Below are 23696 nucleotides of genomic sequence, written 5' to 3'. Positions count from 1 at the left end.
CTTGATTTAGACCCACTAGACCTTTAAATCGCCGCCGCGTCTACAAACCAAGCCATTCTCGCTGAACCTAACATCTCGAGGTTACTTGGGTATAAACTAGCTAAGAATACTTTTTTCAATTTCCAAGTTTTTTTCTACAGCTCATAGAAAGAAGACCAACAAAAAAGCCATGCAAAGTAGGCTCTGCATGGCTTTGGTTTGGGCAGCAATGACACTGCCCTCGTCTAGGAATGGTTACATTGAGCTTTGATCGAAGTCGTTGCCTTGGTCAGTACCGGTTTGAGTATCCGAGTCGAAGCTGCCAGAGTCATCCGTGAAATCAACACCTTGATCTTGACCTCCTGCACTTGTCCAGTCGCTGCCGCCAGATTCCATACCCGCCATATCTGGTTGCTGATCTTGAGCAGAGCCTTGCATGGTGTATTGATCATCGACTTCAACTTCAACTGTGCCACTCGCACCTTCTACTGCGCTGCCCAATTCGTCGTAACCTTGGAATTGGATTTCGCTCGTACCTTCGTAACCTTCTGGTAAGTTAACCGATACTGGTTGGTTCAGGTTGCCACTTAATGTGAAGCTGCCATCGCCATTATCCAGTGCGTTGCTTACTGATGCACCATCAGGTAGACCGGACATTTCTGCATAATCCACCGATTCATTACCACTGACCTCATCTGGAACCGAGATAGAAATGGTATCGCCTGGTGCTGCAGTCACATCAGCTGCGCTCTCCTCTTCACTGTCTGCACCGTTTGCTGCTTGCTCTTCAGGCTGTTGCGCTTCGCCAACTTGCTGCTCTGATGATGCTTGAGCAGTTTGAATTTGTGGCTCGTCACTTTGCGCTGAATCGTCCGCAACTTGGATGCTCAGATTCTGAGTCAATACTTCACCGTTGTCGTTGACCTGAACATCCATAGCCAAATTGCCATCGAAGTCATCGTTCGGCCAGTATGTCCACTCTTCATCACCTGATTTCGCGAAGAAACCAGCATCGTTTGCATCGGCTACATCCAACACTTCTGCTGAAGGGCTAATGCCAAGCTCATCAATCAACTGCGCTTCCGTTAGTGTTAGTGAGCCATCATCAGCCAGTGCGTAGCCTTCGCTGGTTGTGGTTTCACCTTCACCTTGGATGTCGACATTAAAGAAGCTCTCAATGCGGTTTTCACCGTCAGTTGCAATGAAACCAACTTGAACATCTCCGGTGTAGCCTTCTGCTGGTGTGAATTGGTAGTTACCTTGGTTATCGGTCTCTATCACACCTTGACCTTCCATTAGACTCACTGACTCAATGCTCAAGCTGTCGCCTTCTGCATCGCTCAAGGTCGATAGCATGTCATCATTGGTGAACGACAAGGTGCCATCCGCTGCCATTTCTGTGGTAGAAATGCTGTCGATTTCTGGAGAAGCATTCTCTTGTGGCGCGTCTTCTTTCACGACCACACCTGTTTGCTCATCATGAAGCACACCGTCTTTGTCAATCACGTAAGCGATATCCGCTTCACCAGTAAAGCCTGGTGCTGGATTGAATGTCCATGTGCCATCACCGTTATCGACAATCTCACCTTGGCTGCGGTCAGCTAGGTGAACGAATTTCACTTCATCACCCGCGTCAGCGTCTACGTTTTCTGCCAATCCGATTAGGTCATCAACGGTTAGGATAACTGGCTCACCCGCTAGGGTTTCGAAGTCACCTGAATCGATGCCATCTTCGAACTCTTCTGGCTCGTCACCATAATCCACCGTTGTTGCGGTCACGGTTACGAAGAACTCGCCATTAAAGTCAGCCGGAGGCGTCATTTGCAGGTCTGAAATATCCCACTCGTTCAAGTCGATGTATTGACCCGGTTCCGTAATGGTAATGGTGTTCACACCATCCGTAACTTCGAAGCCAACAGGGAAACCAGTCATCACTAGGTTACTTAGCGTTTCTGAATCGTCGATTAGACCGACATTCAAGCCTAGGTGACCTGTTTCGTCCTCACCGAAGACTAACGGACCATCATGGTCGGTTGTGATGACCGCACCATCCGCAACAGGGCGAACAAACACTGGTACATCAAGTACTGTTTCAAACTCACCGTCACTTACCACAACTTGCAAGTCAGAAACCCCTGCAAAATCGCCAGTCGGTGTGAATGTCCAAGTACCGTCACCGTTGTCCGTTACCTCACCACCATCTTCACCTTCTGCGGTGATAATGCGTGATACGACTAAGTTTTCAGTGTCGATATCGCCGAACAAGTTCATCAGGTCGCCAGCGTCGAAGGTGAATGCGCCATCCTCGTCGGTTGCCATAAAGGCATTACCCACATTGAATGGAGCATCGTTGACTGGAATGACATCCACATTCAACGAGCCTTCAACCACTTCTTCACCATCCGTCGCGGTGTAGCCCAGTTCCACCAAACCATTGAAGTCTTGAGTGGTTACCAAGTGGTACATTCCATCTGGCTGCTGAGTTAATGTCGCGTTTGCAGGCGCACGAACCGTGATGCTTTCTACGCTGATTTCGTCACCATCAAGATCCGTAACTTGATCAGCGATGTAAGCTGGGTCAATCACCATGACCACATCTTCTTCGCCTTGCATCTGGATGGTTGGCGCTTCTGGTGCATCGTTAACCGCTTCGATGTTTAGATTGCCTTCAACCGGCGTCACTAAATCACCATCGCTGACACCGAACGACATTGGCACATCACCATTGAAGTTCTCTGCCGGAGTGAATGACCAAGTACCATCACCGTTGTCTAGCAAGTCACCGTATTGCTCATCAATCACTAGGTCAACAGCAGACAGTTCATCGTAGGTGTTGTCGATGTCTGTCGCGTTAGCAAGCAACATGTCCTGCGTAATAAGAATGGTGGTATCTTCGGTGCCAGCAATATTCACTGGCGTTGATTGCGGCGCATCGTTAATTGGGTTCACCGTTAGGTCGACGCCCACTTCCACGCTCGCACCATCGTTATCAATCAAGTCGAAACTTAGGTCGATATCGCCATTGAAGTTCGCGTCAGGCGTAATCGTAAAGCTACCATCTTGGTTCTCAACAACGGTTGCATTGGCTACCGCGGTTAAGTTCACCGCTTCTAGATTATCGCTGTCGACGTCACCCGCTTGAGCCAGTAACTGCTCTTGACTCAATGTGATTGAACCGTCTTCATCGACGCTGTAAGCCAAATCGCCAGATACCGGAGCATCGTTGACTGGCAATACATCAATGTTCGCGTTGGTTGTCGCAGTTGCACCGTCTTCATCAGCCACTACTACGTCAAGACTTACGCCACCGTTGAAGTTTTCATTTGGCGCGAAGCTGTAAGTGCCATCGTCATTCGCCGTTAGAATACCGTCGCTACCACTGTAAGAGACGCTTTCTAGGCTCACGTCACCTTCCACATCGCTTGACTGCGCTAGCAGTTGCTCTTCCGTGAAGATAATGACTTCGTCTTCATTGACAGAGTAACTTGTTGTGCCTGCGATTGGTGGATCGTTCACCTCAAGTACTGTAATACCTGCTGTGGTTGAGTCCGTCGCACCGTCTTCATCTACCACGACAACATCTAGGCTGACTTCACCATTGAAGTTCTCGTTTGGCGAGAAGGTGTAAGTACCATCTCCATTGTCTTGGAACACGCCATCTGCGCCACTGTAGCTGACACTATCAATCGCGACTTCGCCTTCAATATCTGACGAGTTCGCTAGTAATTGCTCATCGCTGATAGTGATCGAGTTGTCTTCGTGTACGGTGTAAGACGTGCTACCTGCCACCGGTGGATCGTTCTCTGGCGTCACGCTTACATCGATATTCGCCGTCACGGTATCTGTGCCATCGGAAACATCGAAGGTAAAGTTCACGTCGCCATTGAAGTTCTCGTTTGGCGCGAAGCTGTAAGTGCCGTCACCATTGTCGGTTAGGACACCATCAGCACCTGTGTAGGTCACACCTTCTACCGATAGGTCATCGCCATCGATATCCGTTGCGCCATCAAGCAGATCTTCATCAGTGAACAACAAGACGCCATCTTCGCCAATGGTGAACGCTTGATCTTCTGGCTGTGGTAGGTCGTTAACTGGATTAACAGTTAGATCTGCCGTTGCGACCAAGGTGTCAGAACCATCACTGATATCAAACGTGATATCAATGTCACCGTTAAAGTTCGCATCTGGTGTGATGGTGAAGCTGCCATCGTCGTTAGCAGTCACTGTCGCATTACCATCCACAAGCAAGTTTTCAGCAACAAGGTCATCACCGTCCACATCGCTCGCTTGAGACAACAATTGCTCTTGGCTCAATGTAATGGTGTTATCTTCATCTATGTTGTAAGCCAAGTTACCCGATACTGGTGCGTCGTTGATTGGCAGAACATCAATGTTTGCCGTCGTCGAAGCGGTCGCACCATCTTCGTCCACGACTACAACATCAAGGTTCACTTCACCATTGAAGTTTTGGTTTGGTGCAAAGCTGAACGTACCATCACCATTGTCGGTAAAGATACCTTCGCTGCCACTGTAGCTCACGCTATCTAGTGCTACCTCACCTTCAATATCGGAAGAGTTTGCCAACAACTGTTCTGCACTGATGGTGATGACTTCATCTTCATCAATGGTGTAACTGGTTGTGCCTGCGATTGGTGGATCGTTCACCTCAAGAACGGTAATACCCGCTGTTGTTGTATCAACCGCGCCGTCCTCGTCAACCACGACAACATCTAAGCTAACATCGCCTGTAAAGTTTTCGTTTGGTGAGAAGGTGTAAGTACCATCGCCATTAATTTCTAGCACACCGTCGTTACCGCTGTAGCTCACGCTGCTGATCGCAACATCACCCTCGATATCAGACGAATTAGCCAGTAGTTGCTCGTCACTGATGGTGATCGAGTTGTCTTCATGTACTGTGTAAGACGTGCTGCCCGCCACCGGAGGATCGTTCTCTGGCGTCACGCTTACATCGATATTTGCGGTCACGGTATCCGTGCCATCAGAAACATCAAAGGTGAAGTTCACGTCGCCATTGAAGTTTTCGTTTGGCGCGAAGCTGTACGTGCCATCACCATTGTCGGTTAGGACACCATCTGCGCCAGTGTAAGACACACCTTCAACCGATAGGTCATCGCCATCGATATCCGTTGCGCCATCAAGCAGATCTTCATCAGTGAACAGCAAGACGCCATCTTCACCAATGGTGAACGCTTGATCTTCTGGCTGTGGTAGGTCGTTAACTGGATTAACCGTTAGATCTGCCGTCGCGACCAAGGTGTCAGAACCATCACTGATATCAAACGTGATATCAATGTCACCATTGAAGTTCGCATCAGGCGTAATGGTAAAGCTGCCATCATCGTTTGCAGTAACCGTTGCATCACCGTCAACCACTAGGTTGGAAGCAGTTAGTGCATCACCTTCTACATCCGTTGCTTGTGCCAACAATTGTTCTTGGCTTAGCGTGATTGAGTTGTCTTCGTCGACACTGTAAGCCAAGTCACCCGATACTGGAGCATCATTGATTGGCAGAACATCAATGTTTGCCGTCGTCGAAGCGGTCGCACCATCTTCGTCCACGACTACAACATCAAGATTCACTTCACCATTGAAGTTTTGATTTGGTGCAAAGCTGAACGTACCATCACCATTGTCGGTAAAGATACCTTCGCTGCCACTGTAGCTCACGCTATCTAGTGCTACCTCACCTTCAATATCAGAAGCATTCGCCAATAGCTGCTCAGAGCTAATGGTGATGACTTCGTCTTCGTTAACGGAGTAGCTAGTCGCGCCTGCGATTGGTGGGTCGTTCACCTCAAGAACAGTAATGCCAGCGGTAGTTGAATCCGTCGCCCCGTCTTCATCGACTACGACAACATCTAGGCTGACTTCACCATTGAAGTTCTCGTTTGGCGAGAAGGTGTACGTACCGTCACCATTGTCTTGGAACACGCCATCTGCGCCACTGTAGCTCACACTATCAACCGAAACATCGCCTTCAATATCTGACGAATTCGCTAGTAATTGCTCATCGCTGATTGTGATCGAGTTGTCTTCGTGTACGGTGTAAGACGTGCTACCTGCCACGGGTGGATCGTTCTCTGGCGTCACACTTACATCGATATTTGCGGTCACGGTATCCGTGCCATCAGAAACATCGAAGGTAAAGTTCACATCTCCATTGAAGTTCTCGTTTGGCGCGAAGCTGTAAGTGCCATCACCATTGTCGGTTAGGACACCATCTGCGCCTGTGTAGCTCACGCCTTCAACCGATAGGTCATCGCCATCGATATCTGTTGCGCCATCAAGCAGATCTTCATCAGTGAACAACAAGACGCCATCTTCACCAATGGTGAACGCTTGATCTTCTGGCTGTGGTAGGTCGTTAACTGGATTAACCGTTAGATCTGCCGTTGCGACCAAGGTGTCAGAACCATCACTGATATCAAACGTGATATCAATGTCACCATTGAAGTTCGCATCTGGCGTGATGGTGAAGCTGCCATCGTCGTTAGCAGTCACTGTCGCATTACCATCTACAAGCAAGTTTTCAGCAACAAGGTCATCGCCGTCCACATCGCTCGCTTGAGACAACAATTGCTCTTGGCTCAATGTAATCGTGTTATCTTCATCTACGTTGTAAGCCAAGTTACCCGATACTGGTGCGTCGTTGATTGGCAATACATCCACAGTGATATAGGTGTCGACTTCTGCGCCATCTTCATCACGAATAGTCACGTCCAGCGATACTTGACCATTGAAGTTCTCATTCGGTGCGAAGCTACAAGTGCCATCGCCATTTATTGAGAAGATGCCATCTGGACCGTCGTAGCTGATGCTTACAAGCTCAACATCCCCTTCGACATCCGAAGCATTCAGAAGCACTTGTGATTCACTGAACGTTAGAACTTGGTCTTCATCGATGGTGTACGCAGTTGGACCTGCGATTGGCGGATCGTTCACCTCAAGTACCGTGATACCTGCGGTAGTTGAATCCGTCGCACCATCTTCATCGACCACGACAACATCTAGGCTAACCTCGCCATTGAAGTTCTCGTTTGGCGAGAAGGTGTACGTGCCATCACCGTTGATTTCTAGCACACCATCGTTACCGCTGTAGCTCACGCTATCAATCGATACATCACCTTCAATATCCGATGAGTTAGCTAGTAACTGTTCATCACTGATGGTGATCGAATTATCTTCATGCACCGTGTAAGACGTGCTGCCTGCCACCGGTGGATCGTTCTCTGGCGTAATACTCACATCGATATTCGCGGTCACAGTATCCGTGCCATCGGAAACATCGAAAGTGAAGTTCACGTCGCCATTGAAGTTCTCATTCGGTGCGAAGCTGTACGTGCCATCGCCATTGTTGGTTAGGACACCGTCCGCGCCAGTGTAAGTCACGCCTTCAACTGTTAGGTTGTCACCTTCTACATCCGTCGCGCCTGTTAACAAGTCTGCATCTGTGAAGGTAAGAAGACCGTCCTCACCCACAGTGAACACTTGATCTTGTGGCTCTGGTGCGTCATTCACTGGTGTTACTGTTAGATCGAGACCAGCCGCAACCACTTCTTCACCATCCGTGACATCGTAACTAAACTCGATATCACCGTAGAAGTTCTCGCTTGGAGTAATGGTGAAGCTGCCATCCTCGTTCATTTCAACCGTCGCATTTTCATCATTGGTGCTTAGGTTGATTGCACTTAAATCATCGCCATCGATATCAACAGCGTGCTCCAGTAACTGTTCTTGAGTCAACGTGATGCTGTTGTCTTCGGCGGTGACTGCCGTGATATCGCCCGTGACTTCTGGTGCGTCATTGGTCGGCGAGATATGAATCGTCACATCTTGCGTCGCTGTCGCTGTGGTTCCGGTATCAACATCTGTAGAGGTTGCATTCACGGTTAACGTCACATCGCCGTTGAAGTCCGCAGAAGGGATAAACTCTAGTCCTTCTAGCTCGCCTGGTTGTAGTGACCAAGTACCATCACCATTATCAACACCCGCTGATAATGAGCTGCCTTCTGGCACATCTTCAATCAAGATAGCGAGGTTTTCTGAACCATCGGTATCGGTCAATGCTGCATCGATATCAAGCGGCACTGGTGTATCTTCGGTACCAATGATTTGGTAATCCGCGTCCGCTACCGTGATTTCGATGTTGTCGATACCAAACGATTCATCCCAAACGTCTTGATTCAAGGTTGAACCGAAGCCAAGTTGTAGTTCGCCATCCTCGACAGGAACCGTCAGATTGATTTGGTGAGCTTGGTCATTCCAGCCACTGAAGCCTTCACGTTGAGAAGCTCCGTGGATCACTTCACCCACTTCATTACCATCTGAGTCGTAAAGCGTTGTCGTACCATCTTGAGTACGGAACGCGGAGTTCTCCAAGGTGGTTAGCTGTTCGCCACCCACAAAGATTTGGAACGACTCGCCATCCCAAGAATCGATTTCGTAGAAGCTAAACGAGATATTCACTTCATTGACATCGCTTGGGATATCGTAGGTTTTGCTGACCGCTTCATCACCGCCAGTGCCACCAATACGACCCAGCATATCGCCCGTTTCGAAGCCTTGTGAACTTTCAGTATTCGCGTTCCAACCGTTCGAGCCAGACTCGAAGTTGTCTGAAGCAATCACCAAGTCCGAAGCAATCGACAGCTCTGGCATATCAACCACAGATTGAACATCAATGTTCGCTTCTGCTGGTACGGTTGCAGTGCCATCGTTGACGTCAAACGTCACGTTCACGTTGCCATCGAAGTTTTCGTTTGGCGCGAAGGTGTACGTGCCGTCACCGTTATCGACTAACGTACCACTGTCAGAAGCAACGTTTTCTACGGTTAGGTTATCACCATCGATATCACCTGCATTTTGCAGCAATTGCTCTTCGGTGAAGGTGAAGCTGGTGTCTTCTTGCGTAACAAACTGTGGCTGACCAACCGTTGGTAGGTCGTTCACTGGGTTCACAGTCAGATCGGCAGTCGCTTGAATGGTCGCATCGCCGTCCGTAATGTCGAAGCTCAGATCAATGTCGCCATTGAAGTCTGCATCCGGTGTGATTGTGAAGCTGCCGTCATCGTTTGCAACAACGGTCGCATTGCCGTCAACAGTCAGGTTGGATGCAGTTAGGTCATCACCATCCACGTCGCCTGCTTGTGCAAGAAGTTGCTCTTGGCTGAGAGTGATAGAACCATCTTCATCCACGCTGTAAGCCAAATCACCTGATACCGGAGCATCATTGACTGGCAATACATCAATGTTCGCGTTGGTTGTCGCAGTTGCGCCATCTTCATCGGTCACGACAACATCTAGGCTGACATCACCGTTGAAGTTTTCGTTTGGTGCGAAGCTGAATGTGCCATCGCCGTTGTCAGTAAAGATACCGTCGGAGCCGCTGTAGCTGACGCTATCAATCGCCACCTCACCTTCAACATCAGAAGCATTCGCCAATAGCTGCTCAGAGCTAATGGTGATGACTTCATCTTCGTTAACGGAGTAGCTGGTCGCGCCTGCGATTGGTGGGTCGTTCACCTCAAGAACAGTAATGCCAGCGGTGGTTGAGTCCGTCGCACCGTCTTCATCTACCACGACAACATCTAGGCTCACTTCACCATTGAAGTTCTCGTTTGGCGAGAAGGTGTAAGTGCCGTCACCATTGTCTTGGAACACGCCATCTGCGCCGCTGTAGCTGACACTATCAATCGCGACTTCGCCTTCGACGTCAGATGAGTTAGCCAATAACTGCTCGTTACTGATGGTGATCGAATTGTCTTCATGCACCGTGTAAGACGTGCTACCTGCTACCGGTGGATCGTTCTCTGGCGTCACGCTTACATCGATATTTGCGGTCACGGTATCCGTGCCATCGGAAACATCGAAGGTAAAGTTCACGTCGCCATTGAAGTTTTCGTTTGGCGCGAAGCTGTAAGTGCCATCACCATTGTCGGTTAGAACACCATCAGCGCCTGTGTAGCTCACGCCTTCAACCGATAGGTCATCGCCATCGATATCTGTTGCGCCATCAAGCAGATCTTCATCAGTGAACAACAAGACGCCATCTTCACCAATGGTGAACGCTTGATCTTCTGGCTGTGGTAGGTCGTTAACTGGATTAACCGTCAGGTCAGCTGTTGCAACAATAGCGTCGGTGCCGTCGTTGATGTCGAACGTGATACCAATGTCGCCATTGAAGTTCGCATCAGGCGTGATGGTGAAGCTGCCATCATCGTTTGCCGTGACCGTTGCATCACCGTCAACCACTAGGTTAGTCGCGGTTAGCGCGTCGCCTTCTACATCCGATGCTTGAGCAAGAAGCTGTTCTTGGCTTAGCGTAATTGAATTGTCTTCATCGACACTGTAAGCCAAGTTGCCCGATACTGGCGTATCGTTGATTGGCAATACATCGATGTTTGCGTTAGTTGCCGCAGTTGCACCGTCTTCATCAACAACCACAACATCTAGGCTGACATCGCCATCGAAGTTGGCGTTTGGTGCGAAGCTGAATGTACCGTCACCGTTATCGGTAAAGATACCGTCGGAGCCGCTGTAGCTGACGCTATCAATCGCAACTTCACCTTCAACATCAGAAGCGTTCGCCAATAGCTGTTCAGAGCTAATGGTGATGACTTCGTCTTCGTTCACTGAGTAGCTAGTCGCACCTGCGATTGGTGGATCGTTCACCTCAAGTACCGTGATACCTGCGGTGGTTGAATCCGTCGCACCGTCTTCATCGACAACCACAACGTCAAGGCTCACTTCACCATTGAAGTTCTCGTTTGGCGAGAAGGTGTAAGTGCCGTCACCATTGTCTTGGAACACACCATCTGTGCCGCTGTAGCTCACGCTATCAATCGCCACTTCGCCTTCTATATCAGACGAGTTAGCCAACAGCTGTTCGTTACTAATGGTGATCGAGTTGTCTTCATGCACTGTGTAAGATGTGCTACCTGCCACTGGTGGATCGTTCTCTGGTGTGACTGTCACATCGATATTCGCAGTCACGGTGTCCGTGCCATCGGAAACATCGAAGGTGAAGTTCACATCACCATTGAAGTTCTCATTCGGTGCGAAGCTATATGTACCATCGCCATTGTCAGTTAGGACACCGTCCGCGCCTGTGTAAGTGACACCTTCTACCGATAGATCATCGCCATCGATGTCCGTTGCACCATCCAACAGGTCTTGATCAGTGAAGGTCAACACACCATCTTCACCAATGGTGAACGCTTGATCTTCCGGCTGCGGCAAGTCATTAACTGGGTTAACGGTTAGGTCCGCCGTTGCAACAATAGTGTCGCTGCCGTCGTTGATATCGAACGTGATATCAATGTCGCCATTGAAGTTCGCATCTGGCGTGATAGTGAAGCTACCATCGTCGTTTGCCGTAACCGTTGCATCACCGTCAACCACTAGGTTAGACGCAGTCAGCGCATCACCTTCCACATCCGATGCTTGAGCAAGAAGCTGCTCTTGGCTCAACGTGATTGAGTTGTCTTCGTCAACGCTGTACGCCAAGTTACCAGATACAGGTGCATCATTGATTGGTAAGACATCGACTGTGATGTAAGTATCAACCTCTGCACCATCTTCATCGCGAATGGTTACATCCAACTGCACTTGACCGTTGAAGTTTTCATTCGGTGCAAAGCTACATGTGCCATCGCCATTTACTGAGAAGATGCCATCTGGACCGTCGTAGCTGATGCCTACTAGCTCGACATCCCCTTCAACATCCGAAGCATTCAGTAGCACTTGCGATTCACTGAAGGTTAGAACTTGGTCTTCATCGATAGTGTATGCGGTAGGACCTGCGATTGGTGGGTCATTTACCTCAATCACAGTAATGCCTGCAGTGGTCGAGTCCGTTGCACCATCTTCATCGACAACGACAACATCTAGGCTCACCTCGCCGCTGAAATTTTCGTTTGGTGAGAAGGTGTAAGTACCATCACCGTTGATTTCTAACACACCATCGTTACCGCTGTAGCTCACGCTCTCAATCGCCACTTCGCCTTCTATATCAGACGAGTTCGCCAACAGCTGTTCGTTACTAATGGTGATCGAATTGTCTTCATGAACGGTGTAAGCCGTGCTGCCTGCAACCGGTGGATCGTTCTCCGGCGTCACGCTTACGTCGATATTCGCCGTCACGGTATCCGTGCCATCGGAAACATCGAAAGTGAAGTTCACGTCGCCATTAAAGTTCTCGTTTGGTGCGAAGCTATATGTGCCATCACCATTGTCAGTAAGAACACCGTCCGCGCCTGTGTAAGTGACGCCCTCAACAGATAAGTCATCCCCTTCAATATCGGTAGCGCCTGTTAGGAGATCCGCATCAGTAAAGGTCAGCACACCATCTTCACCAATGGTGAACGCTTGATCTTGTGGTTCAGGCGCATCGTTAACTGGTGACACCAATAACTCAAGGTTGGTTGAGACAACATCATCGCCGTCAGACACATCGAACGTAAAGGTGATGTCACCATTAAAGTCCGCATCTGGCGTTAAGGTGTAAGTACCGTCACCATTGTCTGTGATGGTGATGTTTTCATCATCCGTTGCCAAGTTCAGTGCTGTCAGTTGGTCTCCATCCAAGTCACGCGCATTAGCGAGCAAATCTTCTTGCGTGATTAGGATTGAACCATCTTCTTCAACCACAGCAGAAACAGGCAATGCTTCAGGCGTATGTTCAATGTGAGCACCCGTTGCATTGACGTAGATGGTTTGAGAAACGGTTTCAGAATCATTATTTGATAGCTCTGTCGCCGTTGCCGTTACATTGATTTCTAGCTGTTGGTTAAAGTCTTCTGGCAATTGAATCTGTAGCTCTTGTTCAATTGCTGTGGTTGGAAGCGTTACAGAACCATCTGGACCGACTGTTACTTCACCGCTGTAGATCTGGCTGTTCACTTCACCTACATCAATGGTGAAGTTGAAGTCACTATAATCGGCATCGCCGCCACCGTAGAGATCTTCAAAGCCGTAGACCAGTTCACCGTCTTCGTTCACAGTAGTTCGAGTATGTTCAATGCCATCTTGGTTGAGCTCTGAGCTTGTGCCGCCATGGAAGACTGCATCACCAAATTGGCTTTGAATCACGGTTTCAGAACCATCAGCACCCACAAACACGAGTTGTGGGTCGACCGTATCCATGTTCGCAGGAGAGCCATCTGCCGCACGGAACTCATACTGACCATCTTGCATGGACGCAAAGTCATTGAAGTTATGACCGTTAGGAATCAAGAATAGGTTGAAGCTTTCCCCTTCCGAGATTTGGAAGCTGAACTGATCTTGTCCCGGAATGAGGTCACCGCCTCCGCCAACTTGAGAGGCGTTTTCGTACACCACTTCAACGCCCGTGATATTGCCGTCTTCATCAACTTTGTAATAGCCAGCTGCGTTTTGGTAACCCGCGGTTTCACCTTCAAAGGTAACCGTGATTTCAGTATCGTTAAAACTGGTGATACCGTTGTCTTGATCGTTAAGTACCCCTTCGTTGTCGTAGCTGATCACCGAACCTTCTGGAACGCCATCAACGGTCACAGTCAGCGTTTCTGACAAGTCTTGGTCAACCAATGCTGCGGCGATGTTCACTTCAACAATACCGCCTGGCTCAACCAAGATCGCTTGGTCATCCACGTTTCGACCGTCGCCATCAGTGATGACTAGGTCTGGCGCATCTGCCACGGCTTCGATATGGACATTAATGTCTTGCTCAACTTCATCCGTACCGTCAGAAACCGTAAAGCTGAATTGCAAGTCACCACTGAAGTGCTCTTTTGGTACGAAGCTAAACGTACCGTCACCGTTGTCCGTTACAGTACCTTCATCACCCGAGTAGTTAATGCTGGTAACGGTGAGGTCATCACCATCAATATCAATCGCACCGCTTAGAAGATCTTCTTGCGTGAACAGGATGCTGCCATCCTCTTCAATTTGGTACATGCCAGGCGCAACAATTGGAATGTCATTGACTGGATTCACCGTCAATGTCATTTCATTAGCAACACTTAGTTCACCGTCACTCACTTCATAAGTGAATGCAATGTCACCATTGAAGTTTTCCGACGGTGTCACCGTGAAGGTGCCGTCGCCGTTATCCACGATAGAGGCATTCGGATCATTGGTTTCTAGTGCCGTTGCGTATAGGTCATCACCATCTTGGTCGCTGGCGTTTTCAAGTAGCATTTCTTGTGTCACGAGGATAGATCCATCCTCGTCCACGTCTGCCACGATTGGTGCTGCTTCTGGTGCGTCGTTGACGAACTCAACTTTCAAGTCGATGTTTGCCGCCACCACATCGGTGCCATCACTTACATCAAACGTGAGGTCAACATTACCAAAGAAGCCCTGCTCTGGCGTTAACGTGTATGTGCCATCGCCATTGTCTGTCACTTGAACCGTATCGCTTAAACTCGTCACGTTCACAACAGATAAGTCATCGCCTTCGATGTCCGTCGCTTGAGCCAGCAGCTCTGCTTCAGTAATCGTGATGGCTTCGCCGTCTTCTGTGGTGAAGGACAAATCAGGCACATCTGGCAGGTCGTTCACTGGGTTAACGGTGAGGTTTAGATCCGCAGCGACGGTTTCAATCGCGTCCGTTACGTCATAAGTAAATTCGATTTCACCAAAGAAGTTTTCGCTCGGTGTAATCGTGAAGCTACCATCAGCGTTCTCAACGATGGTTGCATTAGGATCGTTGGTCGACAGGTTCACCGCTTCAAGGTTGTCACCATCCACGTCCGTCGCGTTCGCTAACAAGTCTTCTTGAGTGATGGTAATTGAGCCATCTTCATCGACGACCGCATCAACAGGACCGCTGACCTCTGGACCTTCGTTAACGATCTCAACATCGATCTTCGCTGTGCTTGGTGCACTAGCTTGACCATCGCTGATGTCGAAGGTCAGGTTCACTTCACCGTAGAAGTTCGAAGTTGGTTCGAAGGTAAAGGTGTTGTCGCCGTTATCTGTCAACGTACCTTGTGACTGGTCGACAAGCAGTAGATTCTCGATATGCAGAATGTCGCCATCCACATCGGTCGCACCTGATAACAGGTCTTTTGCTTCGATGACGATGGTGCCGTTTTCTAACATTTGAGTATGCAGCGGTGCACCAGGAACTGGCACATCGTTGACCGGAATAACGGTCAGATCTAGATGGGTATCGACTTCATCGGTGCCATCGAAGACTTTGTAATCGATGTCGACTTCACCATTGAAGTTTTCATTCGGCATAAAGGTGTAAGTGCCGTCGCCATTGTCGACAAGCTCACCGTTATCACCGCTGTAAGAGATATCAGAGATAGACAGCGCATCGCCTTCCACGTCACTTGCATTGGCAAGCAAATCATCCGCGCTAAACGTAATGCCCACATCCTCATCAGTAGACAACACAATCGGACCAGAAACGATTGGCGCATCGTTTACTGCTTCGAAGTTGATGTTGATGATGTTGTCGTCAGTGAGTTCACCATCTGTAACTTGGTAACCAAGCTCAATCTCACCGTAGAAGTTCTCATCTGGTGTGACTGTCCATGTACCATCGCCGTTGTCGGTTAACGTAGCGTGCTCCGCGTTATCCCCCACCAGCTCTAGGTTTTGAATATCAAGAACATCGCTATCGATATCACTCGCTTGTGCTAAAAGCTGTTCTTCTGTGATAACCACAGATGCAAACTGCGTAGAACCTTCGGTATCGATGGTCACATTTGGCAGGTCAGCGGTCAGTTCGATTTCACTGTCACCTTCTCGGATATTCAGTTCTACCGTTTCAGTGATTTCCGTGCCGTCCACGCCAATAGATGTGAACACCGCTTCATCATGACAAGTTTGCGAAACCGTCATGTTTTGAACCACGTAAGTACCGTTACCTTGAATCGTACCTAGCTCAAAGTAAGATACCGGCTCGTTCACCGTTAGGGTGTAATCCGTCTCATAACTACCACGATCTTCTTTGTGGTAAGTCATCGAGTCGATCAAGTCACCATCAGAGTTGAAGGCGCGAATTTCGACTTCGGTAAAGTGGCGAGACTCTTCCATAAACCAGCCGCCTAGACCATCTAGGTGGAAGCTGATTTCGTTGATGTCTTGACCTTCAACGGTCACAGTCAGTTTTTCATCACCACTCAAGCCTTGACGGTCAGTATCACCAATACCGTGACCGATGTGTGTTTTACCATTCCACGCACCGAGTGGGTCATCATTACTTTGAACAGTAACTTTCAAATCGCCATCGACAAACTCACGTGTGTAAGGGTCAACAGCTGTACCCCAATCATCAAGGCTGGCGTTGTCGTCAAAGGTACCAATTTGACTCGTGTGCGTACCGTTCGCCAATGCATCATCATTTGGAATGAAGCGCACTTCCGTGTCTGCAGGAACCTCCTGCCCGACTTCTAGCTGTACCCATTCGTCATTTAGATTTGCTTCAATGATACCGTTTTCAGGGGCTTGGTCGAGACGTAACGCAGGCTCTTCACGCAGAGAAACACCCACTGTTTGGTCTTCTTCTGCTTGAATAAAGATCTCGTCGCCCGCTTCTGGCGCATCGTTGACAGGGTTAACGGTCAGATCCAGCGTGGTCAGAACATCATTTTCGCCATCGCTGATGTTGTAAGTGAAGTCCAACTCACCGTTAAAGTTTTCGGTGTGCGTAATGGTGAAAGAACCATCGTCGTTGGCTACGATCGTCGCATCTGGGTCATTGGTTTGTAGATTGCTGGCAACAAGGTCATCACCTTCAATGTCTGTCGCATTCGCAAGCAACTGTTCTTGCGTGATGGTGATTGCATTATCTTCATCCACCTCAGCTTGAATGCCTGACGTTTCTGGTGCGTCGTTCACCGCGATAACATCGATGCCTGCAGTTGTCGTATCCGTTGCACCATCTTGGTCAATGACCGTAACGTCGAGAGAAATGTTACCGTCAAAGTTCTCATTTGGCGTAAAGGTATATGTGCCGTCGCCATTGTCCACGAAGCTACCGTCGTTACCAGAGTAGCTAACATTCGCCAAGGCTACATCGCCTTCCACATCAGAAGAGTTGGCTAACAACTGCTCGTCACTAATGGTGATTTGACCGTCTTCTTGAACCGTGTAAGACGTAGAACCTGCAACCGGTGGATCGTTCACTGGTGTCACGCTGACATCAATGAATGCTGGTGTTGAACCTGTGCCGTCAGACACATCGAATGTGAACTGGACGTCACCGTTGAAGTTCTCATTCGGCGCAAAGCTGTAAGTGCCATCGCCATTGTCGGTAAGTACACCATCCGCACCTGTGTAGAGAACGTTTTCGATAGACAGATCATCGCCATCAATATCCGATGCACCTTCCAATAGGTCTGCATCCGTGAACAGCAGGGTGCCATCTTCTTCTACCGTGAACTGTTGATCTTGCGCTTGTGGCAAGTCATTCACAGGATTAACCGTAATATCCAGACCAACTTGTACCGAGCCGCCATCGTTATCAATGATATCGAAGGTCAGATCTAGGTCACCGTTGTAGTTTTCATCCGGTGTGATGGTGTAGCTGCCATCATCGTTGTATTGAATCGTCGCGTTGTCATCTGTCGATAGATTGATGGCTTCAAGGTTCTCGCTATCAATATCGCCCGCTTTGGCAAGCAGCTGCTCTTGGCTTAGCGTGATTGAGCTGTCTTCGTTGATGGTGTAAGCCAAATCACCCGATACTGGTGGATCGTTGATTGGCAATACGTCGACATTGATGTGCGTATCAACGGTTGCCCCATTTTCATCTTGAATGGTCACATCCAACTGAACTTGACCATTGAAGTTCTCGTTTGGTGCAAAGCTGCAAGTACCATCGCCATTGACGGTAAAGATACCATCCGAGCCTTCATAACTGATGCCAACAAGCTCTACATCGCCCTCGATATCAGACGCGTTGGCAAGAATTTGTGACTCACTGAATGTCAGTACTGAATCTTCATCAATCGTGTAAGACGTTGGACCGGCAACTGGAGGGTCATTCACTTCAATGACGGTAATGCCTGCGGTCGTTTCGTCAATCGCACCTTGCTCATCCGCCACAATCACATCAAGGCTGATATCACCACTGAAGTTCTCATTCGGCATGAAGGTGTAAGTGCCGTCACCGTTGTCTTGGAATACGCCATCGGTGCCTGAATAGGTCACGCTATCGATGGACACTGCGCCTTCCACATCTGAAGAGTTAGCCAGAAGCTGCTCGTCGGAAATGGTAATCGCGTTGTCTTCATCAACCATGTAAGACGTTGCACCCGCAACCGGAGGATCGTTGACTGGAGTGACGCTCACGTCCACATTTGCTGGTACGGTCTCAGTGCCGTCAGAAACACCAAAGCTAAAGCTGACATCACCGTTGAAGTTTTCATTTGGTGCAAAGGTGTAAGTACCATCACCGTGGTCAGTCAGCACACCATCGCTGCCTGTGTAGCTAATGCCGTCAACCGTTAAGTTATCGCCATCGATGTCGGTCGCGCCAGCAAGCAAGTCTGCATCGGTAAACTGAAGCGTGCCGTCTTCTTCAACACTAAACTGCTGGTCTTGAGGAACAGGAAGATCGTTAACCGGATTAACCGTTAGATCCGCCGTTGCTTGGATAGTGTCTGTGCCGTCCGTAATGTTGAATTGGATATCAATGTCACCATTAAAGTCCGCATCTGGTGTAATCGTGAAGCTGCCATCATCGTTCGCTGTAACGGTTGCGTTTCCATCGACAGTCAAATCGCTAGCAGTCAGGTCATCGCCCTCAATATCAGACGCTTGAGAAAGAAGCTGCTCTTGGCTGAGTGTAATCGCACCGTCTTCATCAACGCTATAAGCCAAATCACCCGATACTGGCGCATCATTGATTGGCAATATATTCACATTGATGACGGTATCAACTTCAGCTCCATCTTCATCTCGAATGGTCACATCAAGTTGAACTTGTCCGTTAAAGTTCTCGTTTGGCGCGAAACTGCATGTGCCATCATCGTTAACGGTGAAAATGCCATCCGGACCATCGTAGCTAATACCAACAAGCTCTACGTCGCCTTCCACATCAGAGGCATTCAGCAGCACTTGCGACTCACTAAAGGTCAGAACAGAATCTTCATCAATGGTGTAAGAAGTTGGTCCTGCGACTGGTGGATCGTTCACTTCCAGCACCGTAATGCCAGCAGTGGTGACATCCGTTGCGCCTTCTTCATCAGCGACGACAACATCAAGCGTCACTTCACCATTAAAGTTTTCATTTGGAGAGAAGGTGTACGTACCGTCACCATTGACTTGCAACACACCATCGCTGCCAGAGTAACTCACGCTATCTATCGAGACATCCCCTTCTAAGTCTGAAGAATTTGCCAACAGTTGCGCGTCAGAAATAGTAATAGAATTGTCTTCGTGAACTGTGTAAGACGTTGAACCAGCGACCGGAGGATCATTCACCGGCGTAACGCTCACATCTACATTCGCTGAAACTGTATCTGTGCCATCAGACACGTCGAAGCTGAAGTTTACATCACCGTTGAAGTTCTCATTTGGCGCAAAGCTATACGTGCCATCGCCATTGTCAGTTAGAACGCCGTCGGTTCCTTCGTAGCTGATTCCCGTTACAGAAAGGTCATCGCCTTCAATGTCGGTCGCACCTGCAAGCAGATCCGCATCGGTAAATTGTAGCGTGCCGTCCTCTTCCACACTGAATTGTTGGTCTTGAGGAACAGGCAGATCGTTGATTGGATTAACGGTTAGGTCAGCGGTTGCTTGAACGGTATTCGTGCCATCTGAGATATCGAAGCTGATGTCGATATCACCATTAAAATCTGCGTCCGGCGTGATGGTGAAGCTACCATCGTCATTTTGAGTCACCGTCGCGTTGCCATCTACCGAAAGATTAGATGCCGTCAGTGCATCGCCTTCCACATCGGAAGCTTGCGACAACAACTGTTCTTGGCTCAAACGAATCGAGCCATCTTCATCCACTGAGTAAGCAAGATTGCCAGATACTGGCGCATCATCAACTGGCGTAACGTTAACATCAATGTTGGCAGAAACCGTATCTGTGCCATCGGACACATCAAAGCTAAAGTTCACATCGCCATTGAAGTTTTCATTTGGCGCAAAAGTGTAGGTCCCATTACCGTTGTCGGTCAGGATGCCGTCACCACCGTCGTAGCTTACGCCCTCAACCGTTAGGTTATCGCCTTCAATATCCGTTGCACCACTGAGCAGGTCTGCGTCCGTAAAGATCAGCGTGCCATCTTCTTCCACGCTGAACTGCTGGTCTTGAGGAACAGGCAAATCGTTGATTGGATTAACGGTTAGATCAGCGGTTGCTTGAACGGTATTCGTGCCATCTGAAATATCGAAGCTGATGTCGATGTCACCGTTGAAATCTGCGTCCGGTGTGATGGTGAAGCTGCCATCGTCATTTTGAGTCACCGTCGCATTGCCATCTACCGAAAGATTAGATGCCGTCAGTGCATCGCCTTCCACGTCAGAAGCTTGCGACAACAACTGCTCTTGGCTCAAACGAATCGAGCCATCTTCGTCCACCGAGTAAGCAAGATTGCCAGACACTGGCGCATCATCGACTGGTGTGACGCTTACATCAATGTTGGCAGAAACCGTATCTGTGCCATCGGATACATCAAAGCTGAAGTTCACATCACCATTGAAATTTTCATTTGGCGCAAAAGTGTAAGTCCCATTGCCGTTGTCGGTCAGGATGCCGTCGCCACCATCGTAACTTACACCTTCAACTGTGAGGTTATCGCCTTCAATATCCGTTGCGCCAGCAAGCAGGTCAGCATCGGTGAAGATCAGCGTACCATCCTCTTCAATCTCAAAGGTTTTATCTTCAGGCACTGGTGCGTCATTGATTGGACGAACAGTTAAATCAATCGAACTAGAAATGGTTTCTTGACCATCACTGATATCAAACGTTAAGTCGAGTTCACCATTAAAATCAGCTTCAGGTGTGACGGTATAAGTGCCATCACCATTATCCACAACTGATGCATTAGCACCCACTTGCACGTTAAATGCGGCAAGATCATCGCCATCAACATCACTCGCGTACCCGAGAAGTTGTTCTTGAGTGAAGGTAATAGTGCCATCTTCATCCATGATGTATGCCAGATCTTGCCCTACTTCTGGCGCGTCATTTTCACCTTCGACTTTAATTTGGAACGTCTCGCTCGTAGTTTCGGAGTCGAAATCGTCTTCTACTTGCGTCGTGGTTTCTTCGCTGGTGTCTTGTACATCCACCGCGAAGCTCTCTTCAGTGGTTTCTGAATCTAGCTCGTCACCACCTTGAGAACCTTCAGAGTCTGAAGAAGCACTTGGCGCAGATGAAGTTTGTACCGCTTGTCCTTGCGCTTCATTGCCTTCTGCGTCCGAACCACCTTCAGAGCCAGAGGCATCACCACCACCGACCGCTTGGGCACCCGCCCCAGAATCCGAACCACCGCTGCCCAGAGCCTGGTCACCTGTTTCTCCGCTAGAAGCTACACTATCAACAACATTGGATTGTGCAGCGTCAGAGTCGCTGCTACTTTCAGTATCCTCTTCTTGAACTGCGCCACCCGAGCTCACTGCTTCTTCTTCCGTACCCGCGCCACTAGGATTTTCTTCCATCGCACGATTGGCTTCATCAACAGCATCTGCACTTTCAGCACCGGTCGCTACAGTCGAAGAAACGGTCGACTGCTGTTTTTCTTCTTTTGTCCCCGTATCCTTCGTTTCTGTTTGCTCTACCGCATCGTTAAGCTTTTCATTGTCTTTTTCTTGATTAGTGTCGCCTGCCATTACAGCCTCCGTTGCTTTTAGCTAACTGATCGTATTTAGAGGCAGTAAAGGACACCATTTTTAGAAACCAACTTTTTTATACAACTTTTTTCATACCTTTCGAGTTCCATAAAAACAAAAAAATTTGAAAACCCAGTATAAAGATCCTTACTTGTTGTCATTAAAGCAATTAGTGCGGTGGGATAATGATAAATATGACAAATCTGTTGCGCTCAGTCGACAACAGCCATAAAGGGCTGCAATTGCTATTAGGCGATTTTTACCAAGATTTCAGTGACGCAGGGATTGATATTGAGATGCTGCATAAACAAAACCGTTTTGAAGCACTCAGATGTTATTCAAAAAGACTAAAGACCATTCTCGTCTTGTTATGTGATGACGACTTACCACCAAAATTGGCAAAGATTGAACACTTAAACAAACACCATTTCCCTGCTCCTAATGAATTGATCGAGGACGTTAAAACCGAGCTTAACAACGTAAACAAACAAATTAGCCAGCTGTTAAAAATCGAAAATTCAATCGATAGCCGCACAGGTAGTGAATCGTAGGGGTGGCTCATGAGTAATAAGCAAATAGAACATCACCTCAAAAAGGCGCTCGTTTCGAACAACGAAGCTTCGAAGGTAACAGCAGACGATACAATCGTGCTAGCCAGTGCAATGACCAGCGTACACAAAACCTTGCTGGTTATCTTTTTGCTTTCCATGGTGGCTATCGCCGTGGCATCTCAGGCTCGTATCGACATTGTGGTGTCGGTGCGCGGTGAGCTATTGCTCGAATCTGACATCGAAAAAGTGCAACACCTTGAAGGCGGTATTCTAGAAGAAATGCTAGTACGCAAAGGCGAAGTGGTTTATGAAGGTCAGCCTATTGCACGCCTTCGCTCTCTGGATAGAAACACTCAACTGGATACGGTAAACACAGAGATCATTCAGCTTGAGCTAGACAAGATTCGTTACGAAAGCCTGCGCGATATGGTGGAACCCGATTTTTCTGCCTACATCGAAAAGTACCCAGAATTAGTGCAAGTCAACATGAATACCTGGCAGCAAGAATTTTCCAAAAACCGTTCCAATGAAGAGTTGATCACTCACGATATCCAACATAAGAATTCGCTTATTGATTCAATGCTCAAGCGCCGTAAAAGCTCCGAGAACCAGCTCTCCTTAATACGCAAGCAGCTCAATATTAAGAACACCTTGTACAAAGAGGAAATGGCGTCTTACGTCGATGTTCTGAATATGCAGGTTCAAGAGTCAAACATGGTGCGTGAGATAGAAAACCTTGATGAGTCGGTCATGAATGAGCGCTTCCAACTCGACAAACTAGAGAAGCAGTACCGAGACTTGGTGGAGAATCGTAATGCCGAGTATCAAGCGCAAATCATTCAAGCAAACAAGGACTTAAAGTTGAAACGTATATTACGTCCTCAACACTCAGATAAAGTGGATCGCCTCGTGGTTTACGCCCCTATTGACGGTGTAGTAGATAAAGTGCATTTCAACTTCCGCTCCGCTGTGATACCGCCAGGTGAAAGCATCGCGGACATTGCACCGATCAATAACGCCCTTCATGGAGAGGCGAAGATCCCGCGTAAAGACATGGGTTTTGTAGAAATCGGACAAGCGGTCAAAGTGAAGATGGATACCTACAACTTTGCCAAATACGGATTTTTGGAAGGTCGAATTGCATCGATCAGCCGTTCTTCTTATGAAGAAGAAGACGCTGAATTCTACCTCGCGGAAATCCAAATCAGTCAAAACTATCTAGAGCGCGGAGGCACACAATACAAGCTGTCCCCTTATATGGAGTTTACCGCAGACGTGAAAACAGGTTCACGCCGGGTTATCGAATACGCAGCGAAGCCGGTTATGTCGGCTATCGAAGACGCGTTCGATGAGAGATGATGG

At 48.5% G+C, this 23696-nt stretch carries 3 protein-coding genes; 2 read left to right on the top strand and 1 reads right to left on the bottom strand.

The features are described from left to right. Positions 1 to 234: 234 nt before the first annotated feature. Complete coding sequence (locus tag L3V37_RS07010; RefSeq protein WP_237306057.1) at positions 235 to 21783, bottom strand: tandem-95 repeat protein; 21549 nt, start codon at positions 21781 to 21783, stop codon at positions 235 to 237. Positions 21784 to 21977: 194 nt separating this feature from the next. Between L3V37_RS07010 and L3V37_RS07005 the strand changes: the two genes are divergently transcribed. Continuing rightward, positions 21978 to 22334, top strand: coding sequence for a hypothetical protein (locus tag L3V37_RS07005; RefSeq protein ID WP_017635878.1), 357 nt, complete (start codon positions 21978 to 21980; stop codon positions 22332 to 22334). Positions 22335 to 22343: 9 nt separating this feature from the next. After that, a complete protein-coding gene (locus L3V37_RS07000) occupies positions 22344 to 23693 on the top strand; it encodes an HlyD family type I secretion periplasmic adaptor subunit (protein WP_033906830.1) in 1350 nt (449 codons plus the stop codon). The last annotated feature ends 3 nt before the right edge of the window (positions 23694 to 23696 follow it).

It is taken from the genome of Vibrio sp. D54 (genome assembly GCF_021728075.1).
Lineage (GTDB): Bacteria > Pseudomonadota > Gammaproteobacteria > Enterobacterales > Vibrionaceae > Vibrio > Vibrio alginolyticus.
The sequence above is the reverse complement of the archived record's forward strand: the minus strand, read 5'-3'. Positions and strand labels throughout refer to the sequence as shown.

Coding starts and splice junctions, on each gene's coding strand:
- L3V37_RS07005 (WP_017635878.1), top strand. CDS start 21,978: ATGACAAATCTGTTGCGCTCAGTCGACAACAGCCATAAAGGGCTGCAA.
- L3V37_RS07010 (WP_237306057.1), bottom strand. CDS start 21,783: ATGGCAGGCGACACTAATCAAGAAAAAGACAATGAAAAGCTTAACGAT.
- L3V37_RS07000 (WP_033906830.1), top strand. CDS start 22,344: ATGAGTAATAAGCAAATAGAACATCACCTCAAAAAGGCGCTCGTTTCG.